Source organism: Clostridium tyrobutyricum DSM 2637 = ATCC 25755 = JCM 11008 (assembly GCF_000359585.1).
Taxonomy (GTDB): domain Bacteria; phylum Bacillota; class Clostridia; order Clostridiales; family Clostridiaceae; genus Clostridium_B; species Clostridium_B tyrobutyricum.
Map to the genome: position 1 here is coordinate 19,088 of NZ_APMH01000013.1, position 25,527 is coordinate 44,614.

At 28.5% G+C, this 25,527-nt stretch carries 25 protein-coding genes; 12 read left to right on the plus strand and 13 right to left on the minus strand.

All coding sequences use genetic code 11. The features are described from left to right. The first annotated feature begins 26 nt into the window (after positions 1 to 26). Complete coding sequence (locus J418_RS0107375; protein ID WP_017753304.1) at positions 27 to 893, plus strand: GNAT family N-acetyltransferase; 867 nt, start codon at positions 27 to 29, stop codon at positions 891 to 893. 71 nt (positions 894 to 964) lie between these two features. Here the strand turns inward: J418_RS0107375 and J418_RS16585 are convergent, their stop codons facing one another. Then, complete coding sequence (locus J418_RS16585) at positions 965 to 1,123, minus strand: hypothetical protein (RefSeq protein ID WP_017753305.1); 159 nt, start codon at positions 1,121 to 1,123, stop codon at positions 965 to 967. Positions 1,124 to 1,338: 215 nt separating this feature from the next. On the opposite strand from J418_RS16585, the gene miaB reads away from it, so the two are divergent. The 6 genes from miaB to J418_RS0107410 all read left to right on the plus strand — a co-directional run bounded on the left by miaB (position 1,339) and on the right by J418_RS0107410 (position 9,859). Further along, positions 1,339 to 2,661, plus strand: coding sequence for a tRNA (N6-isopentenyl adenosine(37)-C2)-methylthiotransferase MiaB (gene miaB, locus J418_RS0107385; protein WP_017895259.1), 1,323 nt, complete (start codon positions 1,339 to 1,341; stop codon positions 2,659 to 2,661). Between the two features lie 30 nt (positions 2,662 to 2,691). Then, positions 2,692 to 5,301, plus strand: coding sequence for a DNA mismatch repair protein MutS (gene mutS / locus J418_RS0107390; protein WP_017753307.1), 2,610 nt, complete (start codon positions 2,692 to 2,694; stop codon positions 5,299 to 5,301). Positions 5,302 to 5,320: 19 nt separating this feature from the next. Next, the gene (gene mutL / locus J418_RS0107395) at positions 5,321 to 7,174 is read left to right on the plus strand and encodes a DNA mismatch repair endonuclease MutL (protein ID WP_017895260.1); all 1,854 of its coding nucleotides are present in this window, start codon (positions 5,321 to 5,323) and stop codon (positions 7,172 to 7,174) included. 25 nt (positions 7,175 to 7,199) lie between these two features. Continuing rightward, complete coding sequence (gene miaA, locus J418_RS0107400; RefSeq protein WP_017753309.1) at positions 7,200 to 8,147, plus strand: tRNA (adenosine(37)-N6)-dimethylallyltransferase MiaA; 948 nt, start codon at positions 7,200 to 7,202, stop codon at positions 8,145 to 8,147. A gap of 109 nt (positions 8,148 to 8,256) precedes the next feature. Further along, entirely contained in the window at positions 8,257 to 8,499 is a 243-nt protein-coding gene (hfq, locus tag J418_RS0107405) for an RNA chaperone Hfq (protein ID WP_017753310.1), read from the plus strand. A gap of 76 nt (positions 8,500 to 8,575) precedes the next feature. Next, entirely contained in the window at positions 8,576 to 9,859 is a 1,284-nt protein-coding gene (locus J418_RS0107410) for a methionine gamma-lyase family protein (RefSeq protein ID WP_017753311.1), read from the plus strand. A 9-nt stretch (positions 9,860 to 9,868) separates the two neighbouring features. Here J418_RS0107410 and lexA read toward each other — a convergent pair whose 3' ends face one another. Then, the gene (lexA, locus tag J418_RS0107415; RefSeq protein WP_017753312.1) at positions 9,869 to 10,477 is read right to left on the minus strand and encodes a transcriptional repressor LexA; all 609 of its coding nucleotides are present in this window, start codon (positions 10,475 to 10,477) and stop codon (positions 9,869 to 9,871) included. A 143-nt stretch (positions 10,478 to 10,620) separates the two neighbouring features. On the opposite strand from lexA, the gene J418_RS0107420 reads away from it, so the two are divergent. Then, the gene (locus J418_RS0107420) at positions 10,621 to 11,091 is read left to right on the plus strand and encodes a hypothetical protein (RefSeq protein ID WP_017895261.1); all 471 of its coding nucleotides are present in this window, start codon (positions 10,621 to 10,623) and stop codon (positions 11,089 to 11,091) included. 32 nt (positions 11,092 to 11,123) lie between these two features. On the opposite strand, the gene J418_RS0107425 is transcribed toward J418_RS0107420, so the two are convergent. Next, complete coding sequence (locus tag J418_RS0107425; RefSeq protein WP_017895262.1) at positions 11,124 to 12,125, minus strand: tyrosine recombinase XerC; 1,002 nt, start codon at positions 12,123 to 12,125, stop codon at positions 11,124 to 11,126. A gap of 700 nt (positions 12,126 to 12,825) precedes the next feature. Between J418_RS0107425 and J418_RS0107430 the strand changes: the two genes are divergently transcribed. The 4 genes from J418_RS0107430 (at position 12,826) to J418_RS0107445 (ending at position 16,823) form a co-directional block, all read left to right on the plus strand. Next, positions 12,826 to 13,725: an acyl-CoA dehydratase activase-related protein gene (locus tag J418_RS0107430; protein ID WP_017753315.1), complete on the plus strand. Its 900-nt coding sequence runs from the start codon at positions 12,826 to 12,828 to the stop codon at positions 13,723 to 13,725. Beyond that, on the plus strand, positions 13,722 to 14,819 hold the full coding sequence (locus tag J418_RS0107435; RefSeq protein WP_017753316.1) for an acyl-CoA dehydratase activase-related protein: 1,098 nt from the start codon (positions 13,722 to 13,724) through the stop codon (positions 14,817 to 14,819). Before J418_RS0107430 ends, J418_RS0107435 begins: the two co-directional genes overlap by 4 nt. Beyond that, positions 14,800 to 15,768, plus strand: coding sequence for an acyl-CoA dehydratase activase (locus J418_RS0107440; protein ID WP_017753317.1), 969 nt, complete (start codon positions 14,800 to 14,802; stop codon positions 15,766 to 15,768). The genes J418_RS0107435 and J418_RS0107440 overlap by 20 nt, the downstream gene beginning before the upstream one ends. Before the next feature lie 197 nt (positions 15,769 to 15,965). Continuing rightward, a complete protein-coding gene (locus J418_RS0107445; protein ID WP_017753318.1) occupies positions 15,966 to 16,823 on the plus strand; it encodes a YitT family protein in 858 nt (285 codons plus the stop codon). A 74-nt stretch (positions 16,824 to 16,897) separates the two neighbouring features. On the opposite strand, the gene J418_RS0107450 is transcribed toward J418_RS0107445, so the two are convergent. The 10 genes from J418_RS0107450 to trpE form a co-directional block, all read right to left on the minus strand. Next, positions 16,898 to 17,119, minus strand: coding sequence for a DUF3006 domain-containing protein (locus tag J418_RS0107450; RefSeq protein ID WP_017753319.1), 222 nt, complete (start codon positions 17,117 to 17,119; stop codon positions 16,898 to 16,900). 88 nt (positions 17,120 to 17,207) lie between these two features. Beyond that, positions 17,208 to 17,993: an SDR family NAD(P)-dependent oxidoreductase gene (locus J418_RS0107455; RefSeq protein ID WP_023625246.1), complete on the minus strand. Its 786-nt coding sequence runs from the start codon at positions 17,991 to 17,993 to the stop codon at positions 17,208 to 17,210. An 83-nt stretch (positions 17,994 to 18,076) separates the two neighbouring features. Continuing rightward, on the minus strand, positions 18,077 to 18,595 hold the full coding sequence (locus J418_RS0107460; protein ID WP_017753321.1) for a DinB family protein: 519 nt from the start codon (positions 18,593 to 18,595) through the stop codon (positions 18,077 to 18,079). A gap of 200 nt (positions 18,596 to 18,795) precedes the next feature. Continuing rightward, positions 18,796 to 19,584, minus strand: a complete 789-nt coding sequence (gene trpA, locus J418_RS0107465; RefSeq protein ID WP_017751600.1) for a tryptophan synthase subunit alpha — start codon at positions 19,582 to 19,584, stop codon at positions 18,796 to 18,798. Beyond that, the gene (trpB, locus tag J418_RS0107470; protein WP_017751599.1) at positions 19,577 to 20,758 is read right to left on the minus strand and encodes a tryptophan synthase subunit beta; all 1,182 of its coding nucleotides are present in this window, start codon (positions 20,756 to 20,758) and stop codon (positions 19,577 to 19,579) included. The genes trpA and trpB overlap by 8 nt, the downstream gene beginning before the upstream one ends. Further along, on the minus strand, positions 20,755 to 21,354 hold the full coding sequence (locus J418_RS0107475; RefSeq protein ID WP_017751598.1) for a phosphoribosylanthranilate isomerase: 600 nt from the start codon (positions 21,352 to 21,354) through the stop codon (positions 20,755 to 20,757). The genes trpB and J418_RS0107475 overlap by 4 nt, the downstream gene beginning before the upstream one ends. Before the next feature lie 24 nt (positions 21,355 to 21,378). Then, positions 21,379 to 22,167 (minus strand): indole-3-glycerol phosphate synthase TrpC, encoded by a 789-nt coding sequence (trpC, locus tag J418_RS0107480; RefSeq protein WP_017751597.1) that lies wholly within the window; start codon positions 22,165 to 22,167, stop codon positions 21,379 to 21,381. Between the two features lie 5 nt (positions 22,168 to 22,172). Beyond that, positions 22,173 to 23,183 (minus strand): anthranilate phosphoribosyltransferase, encoded by a 1,011-nt coding sequence (gene trpD, locus J418_RS0107485; RefSeq protein ID WP_017895263.1) that lies wholly within the window; start codon positions 23,181 to 23,183, stop codon positions 22,173 to 22,175. Further along, the gene (locus J418_RS0107490; protein WP_017751595.1) at positions 23,173 to 23,754 is read right to left on the minus strand and encodes an anthranilate synthase component II; all 582 of its coding nucleotides are present in this window, start codon (positions 23,752 to 23,754) and stop codon (positions 23,173 to 23,175) included. Before J418_RS0107490 ends, trpD begins: the two co-directional genes overlap by 11 nt. After that, the gene (gene trpE, locus J418_RS0107495) at positions 23,755 to 25,185 is read right to left on the minus strand and encodes an anthranilate synthase component I (RefSeq protein WP_017751594.1); all 1,431 of its coding nucleotides are present in this window, start codon (positions 25,183 to 25,185) and stop codon (positions 23,755 to 23,757) included. It abuts the gene before it with no gap. Positions 25,186 to 25,527: the final 342 nt, after the last annotated feature.

Sequence of the window (25,527 nt, forward strand, 5' to 3'; positions counted from 1 at the left end):
AAAGTTATATTTATGGGGAATAGCATATGTATGAGTGTGTAGGATTAGTAAAAAAAAATTTAAGCTATTTTAAAAAATTAAATGATAAAAGAACTTTATTTAATCCATTAAATAAAGATTTTTTTGAGAATTATTATAATTATAATTTTGCAAAACAAATTCTAATGAGAAGAAAAATAAAACTTATAAAAAGTAATTTAAATTATATAGGATATATATGGACTGATATTATAGATAAAAAAATATGTTATATAAATTCTATGAACATTATAAGTAGTAGTGATAAGGATTATTCATCATATAAATATCTAATAAACTTTGTAAAAAAAAATTTACATATGATTTATATGTGCCAAAAAAAAAATAATAATTTTGAAATATTAACATCAATAGGTTTTAATAAAAAAGAGGGAACTTTGATCTTCAATATGGAACTTCATAATGACATTTCTACAATTATTAAAAACAATATAAATTTTCATGTCCTTAAAAGGGGTGTAGATGAACAAATACGCTGCGATATACAAAATAAGGTTTTTGAAGATGAAGGAAGAATACCTCTAACTTTAGAAGATATATATTATGATGAACTTCAAAATTATTATTATGATAATGGTGCCATTTTTATAAAAAAGGATAAAGAATATATAGGATATGGTCAAATTATAATAGAAAATAAAACGACTCCTGTAGTAGTTAACTTTGGAATAATAAAAAAATATAGAGGAAATGGATACAGTAAACTTCTTTTAACATATTTAATTAAAATAAGCTATTTAAAAGGTTTCCAAAATATAAAAATAAAAGTTAAAAGTTCTAATTATATAGCAGTTAATTTATATAAATCAATGGGATTTAAAATACAAAATGAAATATATAATTGGGAACTTTAATAATGATTATATAAGTAACTTATAGAGTATACTAAATGAATTTTTGAATTTAATATACTCTAATTTTCGAATTAATATTTTATAATATTTTCTGTGGGTATATGAATAGATTTTAATTCAAATATACTTGAGGATTTTATTTGTTTAAAATAGGATCTATCACATATGCAATTAGCTCTTAGTTTATTAATACTTTCTTTTGAATTTCCTATGTCTTTTATATCGTACATATTAAAAACCTCCTTAGAAAAAGGTTTCCCTGAAATAATAATTTTTATACAAGATGTATTATACTTATAAAATAGACGTAATATTTATTATGTAAATTAAAGATAAAAGTAAAATAAACAACAAAGTTATAAATTATATAATATTTACACTTATACTTATTAACGATATAATTGTATAGTAAAAATACTACAAATATAAGCATTGGAGATTTAAAATGAATACAAAAAATTTTTTTATAGAAACATGGGGATGTCAGATGAATGAAGAGGATTCTGAAAAACTATCCGGTATGCTTAAAAGTATAGGATATACAAAAACGACACAAAAAGATACAGCCGATATTATAATATTTAATACATGTTGTGTCAGGGAAAATGCAGAACTCAAAGTATATGGCAACTTGGGAATGCTTAGAAAATTAAAAAAGAATAATCCTGAACTTATAATAGCTGTGTGCGGATGCATGATGCAGCAAAAAAATATGGCAAAAGATATAATAAAGAGATTTCCTTTTGTAGATATAATATTTGGTACTCACAATGCCTATAAGTTTCCTGAATACTTAAATAGAGTAAGATATGGAGAAAAATCTATAATTGAAATACAAAACAAAGAAGATGGAATTGTAGAAGGAATACCTATAGACAGAGAAAGTAATATTAAGGGATTTGTAACTATAATGTATGGTTGTAATAATTTTTGTACCTATTGTATAGTACCTTACGTTAGAGGAAGAGAGAGAAGCAGATTACCTGAAAATATAGAAAATGAAATAAAATCCATGGTAGAAAAAGGTTATAAAGAAATAACTTTACTTGGTCAAAATGTAAACTCATACGGCAAAAATCTTAATCCAAAGGTAAGTTTTGCACAATTATTGAGAAGAATTAATAATATAGATGGCATTGAAAGAATAAGGTTTATGACTCCACATCCTAAAGATTTTACAGATGATGTAATAGAAGCCATAAAACAATGTGATAAAATATGTGAACATATTCATCTTCCAGTACAATCAGGTTCTACTCGCATTTTGAAGAAAATGAATAGAAATTACTCAAAAGAACAATATTTAAAGGTGGTAGACAAAATAAAAAGGTCCATTCCCAATGTGGCTATAACTACAGATATAATTGTAGGATTTCCTGGAGAAACTGAATTGGATTTTGAAGAAACTTTGGATTTGGCAAAAAAAGTACAATATGATTCTGCATTTACTTTTATATATTCAAAGAGAAAAGGTACACCTGCTGATGAAATGGGAGAACAGATATCAGATGATATAAAACATGAAAGATTCAATCGATTGGTTGATGTAATAAACAACTCCTCTGCTAAAAACAATAAACTTTATTTGGGAAAATCAGAAGAAGTTCTTGTAGAAGGCTTGAGTAAAAATGACAACACTAAATTAATGGGAAGAACTAGAACAGGCAAACTAGTTAATTTTTTAGGAAACAGTGATAATATAGGCAAGTTGACTAATGTACATATAAACAGTACAAATTCATTTTCACTTTCTGGAGAAGAAGTATAATAAAATTTTATATTTTAAGGGGGAATAATAATGTCATTAACTCCTATGATGCAGCAGTACTTAGAGGTAAAAGATCAATATAAAGACTGTATATTATTTTTCAGGTTGGGAGATTTTTATGAGATGTTTTTTGAAGATGCCAAAACAGCTTCAAAAGAACTGGAATTAGTACTGACAGGAAGAGATTGCGGACTTAGAGAAAGAGCCCCTATGTGTGGTATACCTTATCATGCTGCAGAAAATTATATAGGCAGACTTATAAATAAAGGATATAAAATAGCCATATGTGAGCAGTTAGAAGATCCATCTGAGGCAAAAGGAATAGTAAAAAGGGGAATTATAAAGGTTATAACTCCAGGTACATATACTAACTCTTCATTTCTAAATGAAAATCAAAATAATTATATAGCAAGTTTTTATATAAATTCAGAAAATAATACATTTTCCATATGTTTTTCAGATGTATCTACTGGAGAATTTAACTGTACGGAAGCAACCTTAAATATATCAACTGTTTTAGATGAAATATCAAAATACAATCCTAAAGAAATATTAATACAAAAAGAGATTGACGTTAAACTATATAGTAGAATAAAAGAAGTATTTAGTTTATCTATTACTAAATTAGGAAAAGATTATTTTTCTTACGAAGATTCACTTGAAATTTTAAATAACCAATTTATTGATTTGTCAGTTAAAGATTATAGTAAAACTACAATAATCTGCTGTGGATCACTTTTAAAATACATAATAGATACTCAAAAAACATCTCTTTCACATATAAATAAACTTAATTATTATAATATAATTGACTATATGTTCATAGATGCAAATTCAAGAATGAATTTAGAACTTACTGAAAGTTTAAAAGAAAAAAGAAAAAAGGGATCACTTTTATGGATACTTGATAAAACAAATACGGCGATGGGTGGAAGACAAATTAGAAAATGGGTAGAACAACCTCTCATAAACAAAAAAGAAATAGAGAAAAGACTTAATTCGGTAGAAGAACTTTTAAATAATATATCTATACATGAAGATTTAAAGGATTCATTAAAGAATATATATGATATAGAAAGATTAGTTGGTAAGATATCTTCTAAAAGTGTAAATGCAAAAGAGTTAATTTCACTAAAAAAATCTATAGAAAAAATACCTTCTGTGAAATCTATAATATCCAATTTTAAAAGTCCGCTTCTTTCAGATATGTATAAAAATCTAGATGAACTAACTGACATTTATAGTCTTTTGGATAAAGCTATTTCAGAAGAACCTCCGATATCAGTAAAAGAAGGTAACCTAATAAAAAAGGGATTTAATGATCAAATAGATCAACTTAAAGATATTAAATCCAATGGCAAAAAATGGCTGGCATCACTTGAAAACGAGGAAAAACAGAAAACTGGAATAAAATCTTTAAAGATAGGCTATAACAAAGTTTTTGGATATTATATTGAAGTAACTAAAAGTAATTTAGACTTAATACCGACTGAAAGATATATAAGAAAGCAGACACTTACAAATTCAGAGAGATATATAACTCCAGAACTCAAAGCTATGGAAGATAAAATATTAACTGCCGAAGATAAACTTATAAGTCTTGAATATACTATTTTTGTAAGTGTCAGAGAAAAGATAGAAGAACAGACAGATAGAATGCAAAATACCGCAAGAATAATAGCAGAACTTGATTGCTTAAGTTCTCTTGCATCAGTAGCATTAGAAAATGATTATTGTAAGCCGCAGATAACTTCGTCAGATGAACTCTCCATAAATGATGGAAGACATCCTGTAGTTGAAAGGATGATTGAAAATGGAAATTTTGTATCCAATGATATAAATATGGATACAAATGATAATCAACTGTTACTTATAACAGGTCCTAATATGGCAGGTAAATCTACATATATGAGACAAACAGCTCTTATTGTGATAATGGCGCAAATAGGAAGTTTCATACCCGCTAAAAGTGCAAAAATATCTATTTGTGATAAGATATTCACAAGAATAGGGGCTTCGGATGATTTAGCATCAGGAAAAAGTACTTTTATGGTAGAAATGTGGGAAGTATCCAACATACTTAAAAATGCAACTCCTAAGAGTCTTGTGCTTCTAGATGAAGTTGGCAGGGGAACTAGTACATATGATGGATTAAGCATCGCCTGGGCTGTAATAGAGCATATTTGCAATAATACTAAATTAAAATGTAAAACATTATTCGCAACTCATTATCATGAATTAACAAAATTAGAAAAAACTATACATGGTATTAAAAATTATTCTGTAGCAGTAAAAGAAATGGATGGAGAGGTAATATTTCTTAGAAAGATTATACCTGGTGGTGCAGATCAATCCTATGGTATTGAAGTGGCAAAGCTTGCAGGATTACCTGCTAAGGTTATAAATAGGGCTAAAGAAATCTTAAATGACTTGAAAAGTGAAAAACATAGTGATAAAAGCGAAATTTGTGTTGACAAGGAAATTAAAGAGAACTATAAACCTACAATGCAAATAAATATAGAAGATTTACAAAAACAAAATATACTAAGAGATATAGCTGATATAGATATACTGAATATGACTCCTATGGATGGATTTAATAAGTTATATGATATAATAAAGAAAGTAAAATCCATGTAAAACAAAGGAATGATATATCATGAAAAGAATAAATTTATTGGATATTACAACTTCAAATAAGATTGCTGCTGGAGAAGTGGTTGAAAAACCTTCTTCAGTTGTTAAGGAATTAGTTGAGAATGCTATAGATTCAGGTGCTAAAAATATAACTATTGAAATATCAGATGGTGGAAAAAAACTTATACGAATAATAGATGATGGATCCGGAATACATCCCGATGATATAAAAAAGGCCTTTCTTCCTCATTCTACTAGTAAAATAAAAAGCATAGAGGATATATCTAAAATAAATACCATGGGATTTAGAGGAGAGGCACTTGCAAGCATTGCTTCTGTATCAAAAGTAACCCTTAAAAGTAGAATAACAGGATATGACTATGGCAGGAAGATATCTATATATGGTGGAAAATTAAATAAAATTGAAGATACTGCATGTAATTTAGGAACTACAGTTGAAGTGGAAGATTTATTTTTCAATGTACCTGCAAGGCAAAAATTTTTGAAATCCAGCAGTAGAGAGACTGCCTACGTTTCAGATATAATTCTAAGATTATCCCTTGCAAATACTGATATTTCTTTTAGGTTGTTTAGCAATGGAAAAAAATCAATTAATACTTTTGGTACGGGACATCTTATTGATACTATAAGGTGTCTTTATGGTAAAAATATATATGAAAATATTACACCAATAGAAAAACACAGTGATATAGCTTCAGTATCTGGATATATAGGTAATTCAGAAATTAGCAGGGGAAGTAGAAATAATCAAAGTATATTTGTGAATAAAAGATATATAAAGGATAAATCCATAACAGCAGCTGTAGAAAGAGCCTTTAAATCATTTTTAACTATAAATAAATTTCCCTTTTTTATAATATTTTTAGATATATTTCCTGAATTCATAGATGTAAATGTTCATCCATCCAAGTTGGAAATAAAATTTACTGACTCCCGAATGATATTTAAGTTTATATTTGATGCAGTACATGAATCTCTTAGAGAAAGTCTTAAAGATTCATTTACAATAGATACTGAATATGATTCTGAAAAAGCTAAAATCAGAGAAGAACTAGTTCAATTGCCAATAGATCTAAAACCAGCTGAAGATGCTTTAGATAAAATTGAGAATTATAAAAATGTAACAAAGGTAAAAGAGCAACCAATACATGCATATAGAGAATCAAATAAAGGATTAGATTATAGCTATAATAAAATAGATGAAATTCCTGAAGAAGTTTCAAAAGAAGACAGAGAACTAAGTAGAGAAAATTCGGAAACTGTCAAAGAGCCTAAATTTCCCAAACTTAGAATTATAGGACAGTTTAATAATACATATATAATAGGAGAGGCATTAAATACACTGTTTTTAATAGATCAACATGCTGCACATGAAAAAATATTATTTGAAAAATATAAAAATGAGATAAAAAATAGTAATGTTATTTCTCAATTATTAATATCCCCTATAGTAATAGAATTAAAAAATTATGACTATTCCTGTTATATAGAAAATAAAGATGTATTTAAAAATACAGGATTTAATATAGATATATTTGGTGATAATACAATAAGTATAAGGGAAGTGCCAATAATACTAGGGAAACCAAACATTAAAAATTTATTTATAGATATACTAGACAATTTAAAAAATATGGGTTCAGGAGAAACATGGGAAGTAAAATATTATCATATTGCTACTATGGCATGTAAAGCTGCAATAAAAGCACATGATAAATTATCTCAAATTGAAATGGAAGATTTAATCGAAAAATTAAGATATATTGAAGATCCTTTTAATTGTCCACATGGAAGACCTACTATAATAAAATTTACAACAACAGATTTAGAAAAGAAATTTAAAAGAATACAGTAATATTAATTAAACCTATGGAGGTAAAATGAAAGATTTGTTTATACTGGCAGGGCCTACAGCTGTAGGAAAAACTGATATATCGATAAAACTGGCAAAAAAATTAAATGGTGAGATAATATCTGCAGATTCTATGCAGATTTATAAATATATGGACATAGGATCAGCTAAAATTACAAAATCAGAAATGTGTGGAATTAACCATCATATGATTGATATAGTTGAACCAGACGAAAGCTTCAATGTATCAAAATATAAAAATATTGCCTTGAATTGTATACAGAAAATATATAATAATAAAAAACTTCCTATGCTTGTAGGAGGAACAGGACTTTATATAAATTCTCTCATATTCAATTATAATTTTACTGAAGCAAAAGTTGATGAAAATTATAGAAAACATCTGGAATGTCTAGCTAATGAAAAGGGAAAGGATTATGTTCACAGTCTTTTAAAAGAAGTAGATGGAGATTCATATGAAAAATTATATCCAAATGACTTGAAGAGAGTAATAAGAGCTCTTGAGGTTTATAAACTTACTGGTAAACCTATAGGAAAATTCAATAAAAATACAAATCAATATGATATTCCTTTTAAAATATATTATTTTGTATTGAATATGGACAGAGATAAACTCTATGAAAAAATAAACAGGCGTGTAGATATAATGATGTCAAATGGATTAATAGATGAGGTAAAAAAGTTAAAATCAATGGGATATGATATGTCCATACAATCCATGAAGGGAATTGGATATAAGGAAATCTTAAATTATCTAGATGGAAAAATGTCTTTAGATTCTACTGTTGACCTAATCAAAAAAAATAGTAGACATTATGCTAAAAGACAACTTACATGGTTTAGAAAAGATACTAGAGTAAACTGGGTAAATAAAGATGAATTTAAAAATGATGATGCTGTAATAGATTATATAATCAATAAATTTGCTACTATATCAAACTTGTATAAAAGTTAAATACTGGTATAATATAATTATATTATTTGTAAAGAGTTTCAAAATTCTTGAAGGAATTTTGTTATATTCATAGAATTATATATATATAAGCAACGGAGGGAGAAAAAATATGAGCAAGCCAATAAATAATTTGCAGGATATATTTTTAAATGGAGCAAGAAAAAATAGAGCTTCAGTAATAATATACTTGACCAACGGTTTTCAAATCAAAGGAAATGTAAAGGGCTTTGATAATTTTACGGTTATATTGGATTCGGATGGCAAACAACTTATGATATATAAACATGCCATTTCAACTATTACACCTTTAAAACCAATTTTATTCAACAACATACAAGATGGTGAAGTATAAGAAGGGGTGGGCAATTGCCTATTCCTTTTTTATATGTTACTATAATATTTGATTTATAAATTTGGAGGTAATAAATTTGTTGGACATAACTAAACAAAAGCTTAAAGATACATATAAAATAAATGATAAAGCAATTAATTTATATGAAAGGGCATTTGATGATGTAAAGGATCAATTTGAATATTATGACAATATAAGAGAATACAATCAGATTAAAGTATTAAATGCAATGCAGAAAGAGAAGATAAGTGAATCTCATTTTACTAACTCATCGGGATATGGTTATGATGATATAGGAAGAGATGCTCTTGACAGAGTATATGCTGATATATTTAATGCTGAGAGTGCTATTGTAAGGCCTCATTTTGTAAATGGTACTCACGCCCTTGGTTGTGCATTATTTGGCAATTTGAGAACAGGAGATACACTTATTTCAGTGTGTGGAAAACCATATGACACTCTTCATGGAATAATAGGTATAAATGGAGATGACAATATAGGGTCTCTAAGAGAATATGGTGTTAATTATGAACAGGTGGATTTAAATGAAGACGGAACTATAGACTTTGACTCTATAGAAAGTCATTTGAAAAATAATAAATCTATAAAATTAGTACATATACAAAGATCTACAGGTTATGGATGGAGAAAAGCACTTCTAATATCTGAAATTAAAAATATTATCGATGTTGTAAAAAAGATAAATCCTAATGTAATATGCCTTGTTGACAATTGCTATGGTGAATTTATAGATACTAAAGAACCAACAGATGTTGGAGCAGATCTAGCAGCCGGTTCCCTTATAAAAAACATAGGGGGTGGAATAGCTCCTACTGGTGGTTATATAGTAGGAAAGAAAGAATATGTTACTCAAGCATCTTATAGATTAACTGTACCAGGAATAGGCGGAGAGTGTGGATCAACTTTTGGCGTTATGAGACTTTTGTATCAAGGATTATTTTTTGCGCCTCATGTATCTATAGAAGCTTTAAAGGGTGCTTTATTGTGTTCTAGAATTATGGAACTTGCAGGATTTTCCGTACTTCCTAAATATACGGATAAAAGAAGTGATATAATTCAGGCAATTAAATTTAATGATAAAGAAAAATTAATAAAATTTTGCAAGGGTATACAAAAAGGCTCACCTGTAGATTCATTTGTAGAATGTGAGCCTTGGGATATGCCAGGATATTCCGATCAGGTTATAATGGCAGCAGGTGCTTTTATTCAAGGATCATCCATAGAATTATCAGCTGATGCTCCTATAAGGAAGCCGTATATAGCCTATCTGCAGGGAGGACTCACTTTTGATCATGCCAAAATAGGAATACTTATAGCACTTTCCAATATATATAATTAATTGGAATAATCAATATCTTCTATATATACCAACTAATTTTCCAATAATAGTGCAATCAGGTACTATTATTGGATCCATTGTCTTATTTTCCGGTTGGAGCCTAATATGGTCTTCTTCTTTAAAGAACCTCTTTAAAGTAGCATCATTTCCAATCAAAGCTGCCACTATGTCTCCGTTATTAGCAGAATTATTCTGTTCCAATATAGCAAAGTCTTCATCTAGAATTCCTACGTCCACCATACTTTCTCCATGAATTTTCAGCATAAAAAGTTGATTCGTATTTTTTACATAATCTATGGGAAGTGGAAATGTATCTTCAATATTTTCTACAGCCAATATCGGAGTTCCAGCTGCTATAGTACCTATAATAGGTATATTTATCATTTCTTTTCTTCCTGAAGAATTTTCAATGATTTCTATAGTTCTTGGTTTAGTTGAATCCCTTTTTATAAGCCCTGATTTTTCTAAATTTTCCAAGTGTCTATGGACGGTTGATGTAGATCTTAATCCAACTGCTGCACATATCTCTCTGACAGAAGGAGGATATCCTTTATCTGCTACATAACTTTTTATAAATTTATATACTTCAGATCTTTTACTGCTTCTTTGTTCTGTCATGAAAACACCCCTTGAATTTTATTCATTTGAATTATAACACATATATTATGTAAAAACAAACTTATGTTCTGTTATTGACAAATTTTGAATTTATGTTCTATACTAGTCTCTGAACTAATAATATAGGAAAGGAAAATAATTTTATGAATAGAAGTAATTGTATATTTAGCAGTGAAAAAATGTGTACTAACTGTGGAGAATGTGATGCCTGTGAATTAGATTCAAATAAAAAGTGCAATAATTGTGGCAAATGTCTTGAGATGGAGGGCTATGACATGAGAGCCATAAAAATAGAAGGAATACTAGACAATAAAGATGAAACAGATGATTATGAAAATGAAGTTTTAAAGAAAAGTAGGAGCAATAGTATCAAACATCCAAATGAATATCATTATCATTTACATGACAATACAAATGAGGCTTCAGAAGATACAAAGGACAATGAATATGAAGACGTATTTGACAAATGTCATATCGAGTATATAGATGATATAGATGGTTTGAATGAAATTTTAGAAAATGAAGAAGATTTAAATAAGCTAACACAGGAAGAATATCCAGGACTTATAAAAATAAAAAGCAGAAAGAGTAAAGATGGAGAGCAGGCTAATTAAGCTGAACTCCATCTTTATATAATAGCATATATTTAGCTTTCATCACTTAATGGATTAGATTTAACTGCCTCCCTTAATTTTTCATCATCTACGTGAGTGTATATTTGAGTAGTAGAAACATTCTCATGTCCTAATATCTTCTGTAAACTTCTTATATCTACGTTGCCATATTTATACATAAGTGTGGCCGCAGTGTGTCTCAACTTATGTGGAGTATATTTTTTAGTATCAAGTCCTGCTGCTTTCAAATGTTTTTTTAATATAAGCTCTACAGATCTTTTGTTTATTCTAGTATAATTTTTACTTATAAATAAGGCGTCTTTATCTTTAATTTTGTCATATTCATATTTCCTTACTGTTAAATAATTATTCAGTGATTTCAAGCAAGCTTTGTTTAAATAAATAGTCCGTTCCTTGTTTCCTTTACCTACAACGGTTAAAGTATCGTCTTTTATCTTAGATATATCAATTCCACATAGTTCGGATAATCTCATACCACAGTTCAAAAACAAAGTTATCATACAGTAATCCCGTTCTTTAAATCTACAGTCCGTAGATTCAATAGCCTTTAAGAGCGATTTGCTTTCATCCAGAGATAAATATATAGGATTTCTTTTGTTTATTTGTGGTGATTCCAATTCGGAAGCAGGGTTTTCCGAAATGATTTTAGCTTTTCCATAAAGATATCTAAAGAATGACTTCAACGAAGCTACTTTTCTAGCTCTAGCATAGCTTCCATTATCTCTGTAATTTTCAGTAAAAGATATAAAGGCAAATAAATCATTCAAGTCAATACTTTTTATAAGTTCTGTGTCTACATCTGATATTTTTATATTATGGAAGTCACATTCTTTAGGAACCAATCCTCTATATAATTTTATAAATTTAAAAAACATTGTTAAATCGATCTTATATCCTTCAACAGTATTTTTTGATTTTCCTTTTATTGTTTCAAGGTAATTAAAAAAATTATTCAAGGATTTTGGAAGCTGTGTATTGTAAACATGTTCTAAATTGTATCTGATAATGCTCATTCCCTTCTAAAAAAATCAACAACTTCGCTAAATGGTTATTTAGCGAATATAATATTATATATAATTCTATATATTTAAGTAAATTTCCTGCCTAATAACTTAAATATTTTATTAACAATGTTATGATACTTGTCTAATTATATTGAATATACAAATAATTATATATCATGTATCGACTAAAAACTTGTGAAATTGATATTTGCTATTTTTATATTAGTTGTTGTATTAACTTGTAAAATTATAGTTTCTCAATAATATGTTTAAACTCAATTGACAATATTATCAATTGAGTTTAAACATATATAAAAGACAAAATTATTGGCATACATATAATGTAATTATAGTGGACATTTATGAAATTAAAAAAGTTCCACAATATGGTGATAATTCTGTGACTTCATTTTTCCCTATTCTCCCCTTTTATTTTCTTCCAAAAATTTGATTTAAAAAGAATAGATTTTTATATCGAATTAAGGCGTGATTATTTATGAATCAAGAAAATAAAACTTATTGAATGTAGAATTCTGAGGTGCGATTTATTTTAAAAATATTATTTATAAATAATATGGGATCCTCTTCCCTTTCTTTATACCTTCCAAAATGCTGTTGTAATATATTATATTTATGTATATTTTTCTATAATTAAGGCAAAATATACTAGTATAAACACTTAATATAAAAAGGAGGTTTAATATTTTTTATGATACTTGGTATACCCAATGGATTATTACACTGTAAATACTATCCGTTTATAAATAAATTTTTTAGCGAACTAGGTGCTGAAATTATAACTTCACCAGATACAAATAAACATATCCTAAATCTTGGAACTAAATATTGTGTAGATGAAGCGTGTCTTCCAATAAAAATTTTCCATGGACACGTAGCTTATATAAAGGACAAATGTGATATTATGCTTATTCCTAGAATTATGCAATTAAATAAAAGAGAATTCATATGTCCTAAATTTTGTGGATTACCTGAAATGATAAAAAACGATATACCGAATTTGCCTATAATAATTTCTGATCCAATATACGCCTTTTCTAAGTCTAGTATTAAATCATGGGTTAAACATACAGGACTTATATTTACTAAAAATTATATAAAAATAAATACTGCTTATAAAAAAGCTTTGGAAAGTCAATCTAATTATAAGATTGGATTGAGAGATAAAGGCTTTACAATAAATGTTGCATTAGTTGGTCATCCCTATAATATATATGATAATTTTGCAAACATGAATGTAATAAAAAAACTAAATAATTTGGGAATCGGACTCTTAACTGAAGAAAATCTAAGTGATACGCAAATAAATAGTGAATCCAAAAATCTTTTTAAAAGGCCTTTTTGGACTTTTGCAAGAAATGCTTATGGATTTTCCACCTATATGGCAGAGCATAAAAGGATAGATGGCTTGGTATATATATCTTCTTTTGCATGCGGCATAGATTCTATAGTAATCGAACTTATAAAAGATAAATTAAAAAGTTTTCCCATATTAATATTAAAAATAGATGAGCAAACCGGTGAAGCTGGTCTTGATACAAGATTAGAAGCTTTTTCCGATATGCTTAAAAGAAGGTGTGCTGTATCATGAAAGTAACTTTTCCTAATTTAGGTAATACTTGTTTAGCAGCAAAAGCTATATTTGATGGTTTGGGAATTGATTATGTTCTCCCACCCGAAAGTAATAATAGTATGTTGGAAACAGGATGCTTATATTCTCCAGAAGAGATTTGTCTACCATTTAAAATAATGATAGGTTCATATATAGAAAGTATTAAAAAAGGTGCAGATACAATACTTTTAGTTGGAAGTTGCGGACCTTGTAGATTTGGAGAATATTGTGAACTTCAAATGTCAGTTCTAAAAAATCTTGGTTATGATTTAAATTTCATAGTTCTTGATTCTCCAGGTGATATAGGAATAAAAGAATTTATAAGACGAATATCTCAGATAAATAAAGAAATTCAAGTATCTAATTATGAAAAATTAAAGGTATTATCAATAGGTTTTAAAATAATAAACTTAATGGACTCTATGGAAAAAGATGCTAAATACTTATCGGGGTATGAGGTTAATAAAGGCCAATGCAAAACAATTTTAAAACAATGTAGAGAAAAAGCTTTTAGTACTAATTCTCCATATGAGATGTTATCTGTTTTAAAATATTATAAAAACGAACTTAAAAATGTAATTGTTGATAAAAATAAAAATCCACTTAAAATAGATATAATAGGAGAAATATATACTATAATCGAACCATTCTCAAATTTATTTATTGAAGACAGACTTATGAATTATGGAGTATCGGTATATAGAAATTTAACTCCGAGCTGGTGGGTAAAGAATACTATTTTATCTATTATTGGTTTAAATTCACCTTCTATAAAAAAATATTCTAAAAAGTATCTTCCTTTAAATATAGGCGGTCATGCAAGGGAATGTGTTGGAGAGGCCGTCATGGCAAGTAAAAAGAATATTGATGGTGCAATTCAAATTTTCCCTATGGGATGTATGCCTGAAATTGTTTCCAAATCAATATTACCTACCGTATCGAAGAATGAAAATATACCGATACTTTCATTAGTTGTAGATGAATTAACCGGAGAAGATGGTTATATTACAAGAATTGAAGCTTTTTTAGATTTACTTGAAAGGAGAAAAAACAATGTATTATATGGGAATTGATGTTGGATCAGTTAGTACAGATATAGTAATTGTAGATGAAAATATAAATTTAATTGAATCAATATATTTAAGGACAAAAGGAAGACCTATAGATGCAATTCAGGAGGGTTTTAAATTATTATATAATAAATATAAAAATTTAAAAATAAACGCAGTAGGTACTACAGGAAGCGGTAGAAAAATAGCTGCTTCCATAGTTGGCGCAGATATTATAAAAAATGAGATAACCACACATGCTGTAGCTTCATTAAATGTAAATAAAAACGTACGTACAATAATTGAAATTGGAGGTCAGGATTCTAAAATAATACTCTTAAATAACGGGATTGTATCTGACTTTGCCATGAATACAGTTTGTGCAGCTGGAACAGGATCTTTTTTGGATAGGCAGGCTGAAAGACTAGACATTCCAATTGAACATTTTGGAAATTATGCATTAAAATCAAAATCACATGTTAGAATAGCTGGTAGATGTGCTGTATTTGCTGAATCAGATATGATACATAAACAGCAGCTTGGTTATAGTAATAGTGATATAATAAAAGGTCTTTGTGATGCTTTAGTCAGGAATTATTTAAGCAATGTTGCAAAGGGAAAGGATATACAAGGAGATATATTCTTCCAAGGTGGGGTTGCTGCAAACATTGGAATCAAAACTTCATTTGAAGAAGTTCTAGGATGCAACGTAATAGTACCACCCAATTATAAAGTTATGGGTGCTGTAGGCTCTGCGATACTTGCAAAAGAATATATAGAAAAGTCCAAAAAAATTACTAATTTTAAAGGCTTTAATCTGGCAAATACTAATTTTACCTCAAAAAGTTTCGAATGTACTGGGTGTTCTAATAGGTGTGAAGTTGTAAAAATACTTGGAAGCAATGAAATAGTAGGTTTCTTTGGTGACAGATGTGGAAAGTGGAATGATAAAAATTCTAATCTTTCGGCCTAATTTTTACTTTAATTAAGCAGATATGCAAAGTTAAATGACTTTGCATATCTGCTTTCTATTTTATTTACTAATTGACAGTTTGTAAATATATAATATATAATATTTAGTATATAATATTTTAATACATTCATAGTATTTTAAACAAAAATTATATAGTATTCTAAATATAAAAATATTAATATAAAGGATGTGATCTAATGTCAATAAAATATCAGGGATTTTTTTCAGCAGTGAGAAGAGTAATATTTATGTTTATTGGTACTACATTAGCAGCAATAGGCTTAGAAACTTTTTTAATTCCAAATAATGTAATAGATGGAGGGGTAACTGGTATATCCATTATGTCTAGCTATATTACAGGTTTACCACTTGGATTGTTTATATTTATATTAAATATACCATTTTTAATAGTCGGATATAAGCATATTGGAAAAACATTTACCCTTTGTACCCTGTTTTCCGTAACATCATTGTCTGTTATGGTATCTATTGTAAAACACTTAAACCCTGTAACAAATGATACACTTTTAGCAGCTATATTTGGAGGAATACTTATAGGAATAGGTATAGGACTAGTTATAAAAAATGGTGGATCAACAGATGGTACTGAAATTATTGCTATAATTTTTGATAAACGTACATCTTTCTCTGTAGGAGAAATAGTCATGTTTATAAATTTGTTTATATTAGGTAGTGCAGGATTAATATTCGGATGGGATAGAGCTATGTATTCTCTATTAACATACTATATTGCATTTAAGGTAATTGATATTACTGTTGAAGGATTAGATGAATCAAAATCTGTTATAATAGTTTCTGATGAATATCAGCAAATAACAGATGCTCTTTTAGCTAGATTGGGAAGAGGTGTTACTCTTTTAGAAGGAAAAGGAGCTTATTCTAATGTTCCTACTAATGTAATCTATGTAATAGTTTCTCGTTTGGAATTATCTAAACTTAAATCCATCGTAACTGGTTTTGACAAACACGCATTGGTAAGTGTATCAAATGTAGATGTATCAGGAAAAAGTCTCAAAAAGAAAACTATACATTAATTAATATTATATACAAAATGAAGATATTTAAACATCTTCATTTTGTATATTTACATGCATATATATAATCCATTTTATTTCCACAAATCCTTAGTAATATTCTTAGTTTTATTTTTTCGCTTTTCAGTTTCTTCTTTGTCTATAAATATACCATTTTGCTCTATTATTAATACACTGCCCTCTTTGGCATCTCTTGGTATATTTATACGTTTTATATCCATCATACTTTTGTCTTCTTTTTCACAGACCGCATATGGTCCTTCAAAACGATCTATTATAACTTTTATAGTGTCCACTCAATATCCCCCTCAATATTATTACTATGTTACCATTATATTACTATAATTATATACTTACAAGCTTAAATTAGAACAAATAAACAAATCAATTAATAGTTACACTCTCTTGAATCTTCCTAACTATTTTTGCACTTATATACCCTGGTAATAATTTAGAAAAAATTATAGCTGTTTTGTTAAAAGTACCTGGAATTATAACTCCCTTTTTCTTTTTTAGTCCTTTATAAGCTATTTCAGCTACTTTTTTCGGAGACATTGAATTTTTTATATCTTTTTTTCCTGCATTTTTTGAAAACGATGTAAGTGTAGCTCCAGGACATAATACTGATACATTAACTTTATAATTTTTTAATTCATTTCTGATAGCTTGAGAAAATGATAATACATATGCTTTTGAAGCATAATATGTAGATATATATGGCCCTGGCTGATATGCTCCAGTAGAAGCAACATTTAATATATTGCCTTCGCCATTTTTCACCATTTCCTTAGAAAAAAGTTTGGTTAAAATAGTAAGACTTCGTATATTTGTATATATAATATACAAATCTTTTTCTATATTTGTATTATGAAATATTCCACAGTAACCTATTCCTGCATTATTAATTAATGTATGAACTTTTATTTTTTTCTCTTTAATTTCATTAAATATATCTTCTGCAGCGGTATCTTTATTTAAATCTTTTATAATAATTTTTATATCTACATGAAAAGTATTTATTAAATAATTAGATAGTTGTATTAATTTGGTTTTGTTCCTGGCAATTAATATTAAATTAAATCCGTTTCTAGCAAAAATTTTAGATAGTTCATAACCTATTCCACTAGATGCTCCTGTTATTAATACTGATTTTTTATTATTTTCTATAATTTTTCACTTCTTTCGTTTTTGTTTACTTTTTATTTTAATTAACATAATATTTATTATATAAATTAAAATTATTTTACAGTTAATCAATAAAAATATAAATTGTACTCGCCAGTTGGAATTTCATCTTCCAATCCTAAAACCCTAGACCATAATCCTGTTTCAGCAATAATAAATCCAATAATTATTCCCATATGGCTGTGTAAATGTCTATGTTGTGCAAAAATTAATGTAAATCTTGTCCACTCACAGTTTTTAGGCTTTGTAAGAAGTATATCATCTGTTAAACTATTAAGGTACTGATTTATTCTCTTTTCAATCGATCTAAAATAGTGTTTTAATTCATTTCTTGATAATACTTTATCTGTTTTAATATCCAAATTATTCAGATCCTTAATATGAAATGATGGTTCCAAATAATTTCTTGGATTTATATACCACTTATCTAAGGAATGTAATGTATGGTATATATGCTTCCATAAAGGCATTTCACAATAGTTTTTATTCCAATATTCATCAGATATACAATCTATAACATTATTTATACTCCATAAAACACGTTTTGTTTGATCTTTAATTATTTCAGTATAATTTGTTTCATTCATTAGCATATACACCTTTCTAAATAATTATTTAAAATTTTTGTTTTGTATTAGATAAATTATATCATTATCTATATATTAATTTATGTTTTATTATTTTTTAGTTTACTTTTAATTTTAATTTACATAATATTTATTATATAAATTAAAGCTATGATTTTATAAATTAATTACAAAATCATAGCCCTGATAACATCGAATACCTATAATACTGCCTTCACAGATTTGACAAACGCTTTTACATTTTCAAGCATTTCTTCCCTATCTTCAATTTCATCAACTTTCTTTACAATGGCACTTCCTATAATAATACCATCGCAATATTTTTTGAGATTTTCGGCCATTTTTGCATTGGATATACCAAATCCAATAGCTTTGGGAATATCCGTGCAGTTTGATACTATCCCCATATACTCATCCATATTTGTACTTATCTCACTCCTTGCACCAGTAACTCCATTGCTTGAAACACAATATATAAATCCACTTGCATTACTAACTATCTTTTTTATCCTTTCCTTTGAAGTTGGTGCTATCAATGGAATAAGTGCAACTTCATATTTATCAGTAATTTTAAGAATATCTTTTCTTTCTTCTATGGGTAAATCAGGTATTATTATTCCATCAATTCCAACTTCTCTGCATTGACTTATAAATTTTTCTATTCCATACTTAAATACTGAATTATAATAGACCAGATATACCAATGGTACTTCTGTATTAGATCGTATACTTTTTACACAGTTCATTATTTTTAATATAGTTGTACCATGTTTAAGAGACCTGGCAGAAGATTTTTGTATTGTAGGTCCATCTGCTATTGGATCTGAATAAGGTACACCTAATTCTATTATATCCGCTCCTGCTTTTTCCATAGAATATACAAGTTCTGCTGTAGTTTCAAAATCTGGATCCCCTGCAGTTATAAAAGATATCATGGCTTTCTCATTTTTTGCTTTTAATTCCTTAAACTTTGCATCTATTCTATTCATCTAAATTTACCCCCATTACTTTAGCTATAGTATTCATATCCTTGTCTCCTCTTCCTGATATGTTTACAATCATAATTTTATCATTTGATAGTGTTGGAGCTAATTTTATAGCATATGCAAGAGCATGAGAACTCTCAAGTGCAGGTATTATTCCTTCTACTCTTGATACTTCCACGAAAGCATTTACTGCTTCTTTATCATTAGCTGTTACATATTCAGCTCTTCCTATATCATGAAAATATGCATGTTCAGGTCCCACACCTGGGTAATCCAGGCCAGCAGAAATTGAATACGCTGGAAGTATCTGTCCATCATCATCCTGAAGAACATATGTCATCATCCCATGGATAACTCCGACAGAACCTTTTGTTATACTTGCTGCATGTTCATCAGTGTCAATTCCTTTTCCAGCCGCCTCTACTCCAATAAGTCTTACATTTTTATCTTCAGAAAATGGATAAAATATACCCATGGCATTACTTCCACCACCTATACATGCAACAATACAATCAGGTAATCTTCCTTCTTTTTCAAGTATCTGTTTTCTAGCTTCGTCTCCTATAACTCTTTGAAAGTCTCTAACCATAGTTGGATATGGATGTGGCCCCATTACTGTTCCTATTACATAAAATGTATCTTCGATTCTTGTAACCCAGTTTCTCATAGCCTCATTCACTGCATCTTTAAGTGTCCCGGTACCTGATGTAACTGATGTAACCTTGGCGCCAAGTATTTTCATTTTAAAGACATTAAGTGCCTGTCTTCTTATATCTTCTTCACCCATAAATATTTCACATTCCATATTAAACATTGCAGCTATGGTAGCTGTAGCCAATCCGTGCTGTCCAGCACCAGTTTCTGCAATTACTCTTTTCTTTCCCATTCTCTTTGCTAGAAGTACCTGACCTAAAGCATTATTTATCTTATGAGCCCCTGTGTGATTGAGATCTTCTCGTTTAAGATAGATCTTTGCTCCTCCTAATTTTTTTGTCAGATTCTCAGCATAATACAGTGGCGATTCCCTTCCTACATAATCCTTTAAATAATACTTGTATTCATTTATAAAATTTTCATCATTCTTAGCCTTATTATATTCCTCTTCCAGTTCAGTAATTGCATTCATTATAGTTTCCGGCACATACTGTCCCCCAAATTTTCCAAATCTTCCAATCACTTTACGTTCCTCACTCTCTCAATAAATTCTTTTATTTTATTTAAATCTTTATATCCTGATGTTTCAACTCCACTTGAAACATCCACAATATCAGGTTTTACTATATTTACAGCTGACTCTACATTTTCCGAGTTAAGTCCTCCGGCAAGTATCAAATCACGTTCAAACTTAAAACCTCTTGTAATATTCCAATCAAAGCTTTTACCGCTTCCTGCTACTTTACCATCTAAAACCAACCCATCTGCATATTTATAATTCAAATTCAAAACATCACTTTTATCAATTATTTTTAAAGCTTTCCATAATCTAAAATTTTTAAAATATTTCATATAATTATTATCTTCTAAACCATGAAATTGAATTATGTCAAGTTTAAGTGTTTTAGAAATATTGTATACATAATTTATTGGTTCATCTACAAAAATTCCAACACTTTTAATATTCTTGTCCAAATTAAATATAAGCTTTTTGGCTTGTTCTAAATTTATCTGACGCCTGCTTTTAGAAAATATGAATCCAGCATAATCAGATCTGTATTTATTTACATAATCAATATCTTCTATTCTTCTTAAACCACATATTTTAACTTTAACCAATATTGACTTCTAACCTCCAATCCATCAATTATTTTTAATATCATATATGAATTTTTTCATGGTATCAACATTATCAAGTTTTCTCATAAATCCTTCCCCTATTAAAACCCCATTTATAGGAAGACTTCTTATATATTTAAAATCTTCTAAAGTCTTCATTCCGCTTTCAGAAATTATAACAGTATCTTCCTTTATATATTTAATCAAATTCTCAGTATTTTTTAAATTCACTGTAAAATTTTCAAGATTTCTGTTGTTTATTCCAATAATTTTAGGACCTATATCAAGTGCCGTATCCAGTTCACTTTTATTATGAACTTCTACAATACAATGAAGTCCAATACTGGATGCCAACTTATAAAATTCTCCGAGTTTTTCCCCTAGAACTCTTACTATCAAAAGTATTGCATCTGCACCTAAAAGTTTTGATTCATAAATCTGATATTTGTCTATAATAAAATCTTTTCTAAGTACAGGCTTTGAAACTATATTCTTAACTGACTCTAAATACGTATCTTTTCCCTTAAAATAGTTCTCTTCTGTAAGTACTGATATTGCATCTATATCCAATTGTTCATATATTCTTGCTATATGTTCAGGATGAAAATCTTGAACTATAATACCTTTTGAAGGGGAAGCCTTTTTTATTTCACCTATAATTGATATATACTTTTTTAATAGTGACTTTCTAAAGTCCCTTGAATTTAAATTGTTTGATTTATCAATTTCACTTATAATATCTTTAAGTGTTTTATTTTTCTTTCTAATCTCAAGATCTTTACGCTTTACTTCAACTATATTATCAAGTATCAAGATAATCACTCCCTGCTGTAGTTTAACATCTCTTGTAATTTTTCATAGGCTTTGTTTGAATCTATAATTTCATTTACATTATCAATACCTTGTTTTATATTTTCAACTTTTTTACCTACATAAAGAGCTGCTGCACTATTCAATACTACTATATCTCTTTTTCTGCCTTTCTTACCCTTTAATATATCTAAAATTATATCTGCATTTTCTTTTGGAGTTCCCCCTGATATATCTTCATAACTTGCTTTTTCTATTCCATATTCTTCAGGATCTATTGTGTAATCTCTTACTTTTCCATCTTTTAATTCACTTACATATGTCAATGCAGTAGTTGTAATTTCATCCAATCCATCTGCTCCATGAACCACCATGGCTCTTTCACATCCCAAATTCATTAAAGTTTTGGCTATATGATGTGTAAGTTCCTTTTTATATACTCCAAGTATCTGACCCTTTACAAATGCAGGATTGGTAATTGGCCCCAATATGTTGAATATTGTCCTTACACCAAGCTCTTTTCTTATACCAGCTACATTTTTCATGGCACTGTGATACATTGGTGCAAACAAGAATCCCATACCTATATTATCAATAGCTTTTTCAACTTTTGATTTATCCAGTTCTATATTAATGCCAAGCTCCTTTAAAACATCTGCACTTCCACTCTTGCTAGATACAGCTTTATTACCATGCTTTGCAACTTTTATTCCAGCTGCAGCTGCTATAATGGAAGCTGCAGTTGATATATTGAAAGTTTTTCCACCATCTCCACCAGTTCCACAAGTATCAATTGCATATTCAGATTTAAGCTTCACAGGAACAGCCATTTTTCTCATTGCTCTTGCACAACCTGTTATTTCGGAAATTGATTCTCCCTTCATCTTAAGAGCCATTAACAATCCAGATACAATAGAAATAGGCTCTCTTCCGCTCATTATACTATTCATTACATTTTCTGCTTCATTCTCAGATAGGTCATTTCCTGATACAACCTTTTTTATAGCTTCATTTAACATAACATACCTCCTGCAAAAAATTCTTTATTATATCATGTCCATATTCAGTTAATATTGATTCAGGATGAAACTGCAGTCCATATATAGGATAAGTTTTATGCTTAATACCCATAAGCACACCGTCTTCACTTTTAGCAGTTTTGATAAATTCAGATTCTATTGAACTTTCTTCAACAATTAATGAGTGATATCTCATAGATCTTATTGGACTTTTAATTTTCTTAAAAAGCTTATCGTCTATATGCTCTACCATTGATGTCTTGCCATGCTTTATTTCCTTTGCCCTAATTACCTCACCGCCAAATGCTTTAGCTATAGCCTGATGTCCAAGGCATATTCCAAGAATCGGTATATGACTTCCATATTTTTTTATTACATCAATGCATATTCCAGCATCATCGGGTATTCCTGGACCTGGAGATATTATTATTCCCTGAAGATCTTTGTATTTTGCAATATCATCTACCTCAATCTCATCATTTCTGACTACCTTTATATCTTTATAAAGTTCTCCTATATATTGATATAGATTATAAGTGAAAGAATCATAATTATCTATCATAAGTATCAACTATATCACCTCCGTAAGTGCTTTCGCTTTATTAAGTGATTCATGGTATTCTTCTTCTGGATTTGAATCATATACTATACCTGCACCAGCCTGTATATAAGCGTATTTATCTTTAAGAACCAATGTCCTGATTGCAATACATGTATCCATATTTTTATCGAAGGAGAAATATCCTACTGCACCAGCATACAAAAGTCTTTTTCTATTTTCAATTTCATCAATTATCTCCATGGCTCTTATTTTAGGTGCTCCTGAAACTGTTCCAGCTGGAATACATGATGTAAAAGCATCAAAACTAGATATATTTTTTTTCAATTTACCTTCAACTTCTGAAACTATATGCATTACATGAGAGTATTCTTCTACTTCCATAAACTTTGTAACCTGTACGGTTCCAAATTCACTAACTTTTCCTATATCATTTCTTCCAAGATCAACAAGCATAACATGCTCTGCTTTCTCTTTTTCGTCATTTGTAAGCTCAGCTTTTAATTTTTCATCTTCTTCTTTATTTGTGCCTCTTCTTCTTGTACCTGCAATAGGATTGGTACTTACTATACCATCGTGTACAGCTACCAGTCTTTCAGGTGAAGAACCTACGATTTGAAAATCTTCAAAATCCATATAAAATAGATAGGGTGATGGATTTTCATATCTTAATTTCCTATATATATCAAAAGCCTTCAAATCAGTTTTGCACTTGAGTCTTTGAGATATTACCACCTGAAATATGTCTCCCTTTTTTATATATTCCTTGGCCTTTTCTACATTTTTGCAAAATTCATCTTTAGTATAATTTGAATGGATTTCTGCTTTTTTAACTATATTTTGAATATTGTGAATACATGTGGTATTAATAATTTGTTCATAAAGTCTCTTAAAGTGGTCATTAATCTGCGAATATTCAATATCATCTTCTGGAAATACATTATATACTAAAATAATCCTATGCTTTAAATGATCATAACATATGAATGACTTGTAAAACATAAAATATGCCTCAGGTATTTTTAAATCATCTATATTATTATCACTTATATTTTCATATTGTTTTATTACATCATAACCTGCATATCCTATTGCTCCTCCAGTAAATGGTATATCAAGAATATTGTTATTGTAATTTATGTCCATAAATTTTTTTACAAGCTCAATAATTTTTCCTTTGACTTTTTGAGTTTCCTCTTTTTTTTCTATACATATTTCATCTTTAAAACTTTTCATCTTTATATATGGATTAGAGGCTATAAAAGAATATCTTCCCTTCTTTTTGTCAAATTCCACACTTTCCATTATAATTTTATTTTTACCCTCTAAATTATAAAATACATTTATTGGTGTTATTTCGTCTCCATTCAATTCATAAGTAACTGGAAATGCTTCTTTATTTTGTCTTAATGCTTCAAATTCATTTTTTTGCATACATATCAAATTTATTACCTCCCAATAGAAAAAATAAAAAAAGACACCACATCCCTAAATGGGACGAAATGTCTTATCGCGGTACCACCCATGTTAATTTTATATTAAGATTAAAAAAGCATTTCTTCCATTAGGAAGAAATGCAAAATTTCTATTAAGCCACCCAAATATAAAACTCAACTCATAAAGTACAGAAATCACTTTCGATACTTTGCCATTTTTAACGGTAGGCAACCCGGTTTACAGCTACTATAATTTCACCTGACACCTTGCAGATCCATTCAATATAAGTTTTAGCATCTAGATCTCATCATCCTAGACTTTCTGAAAGCTATAACATAATACTTACTA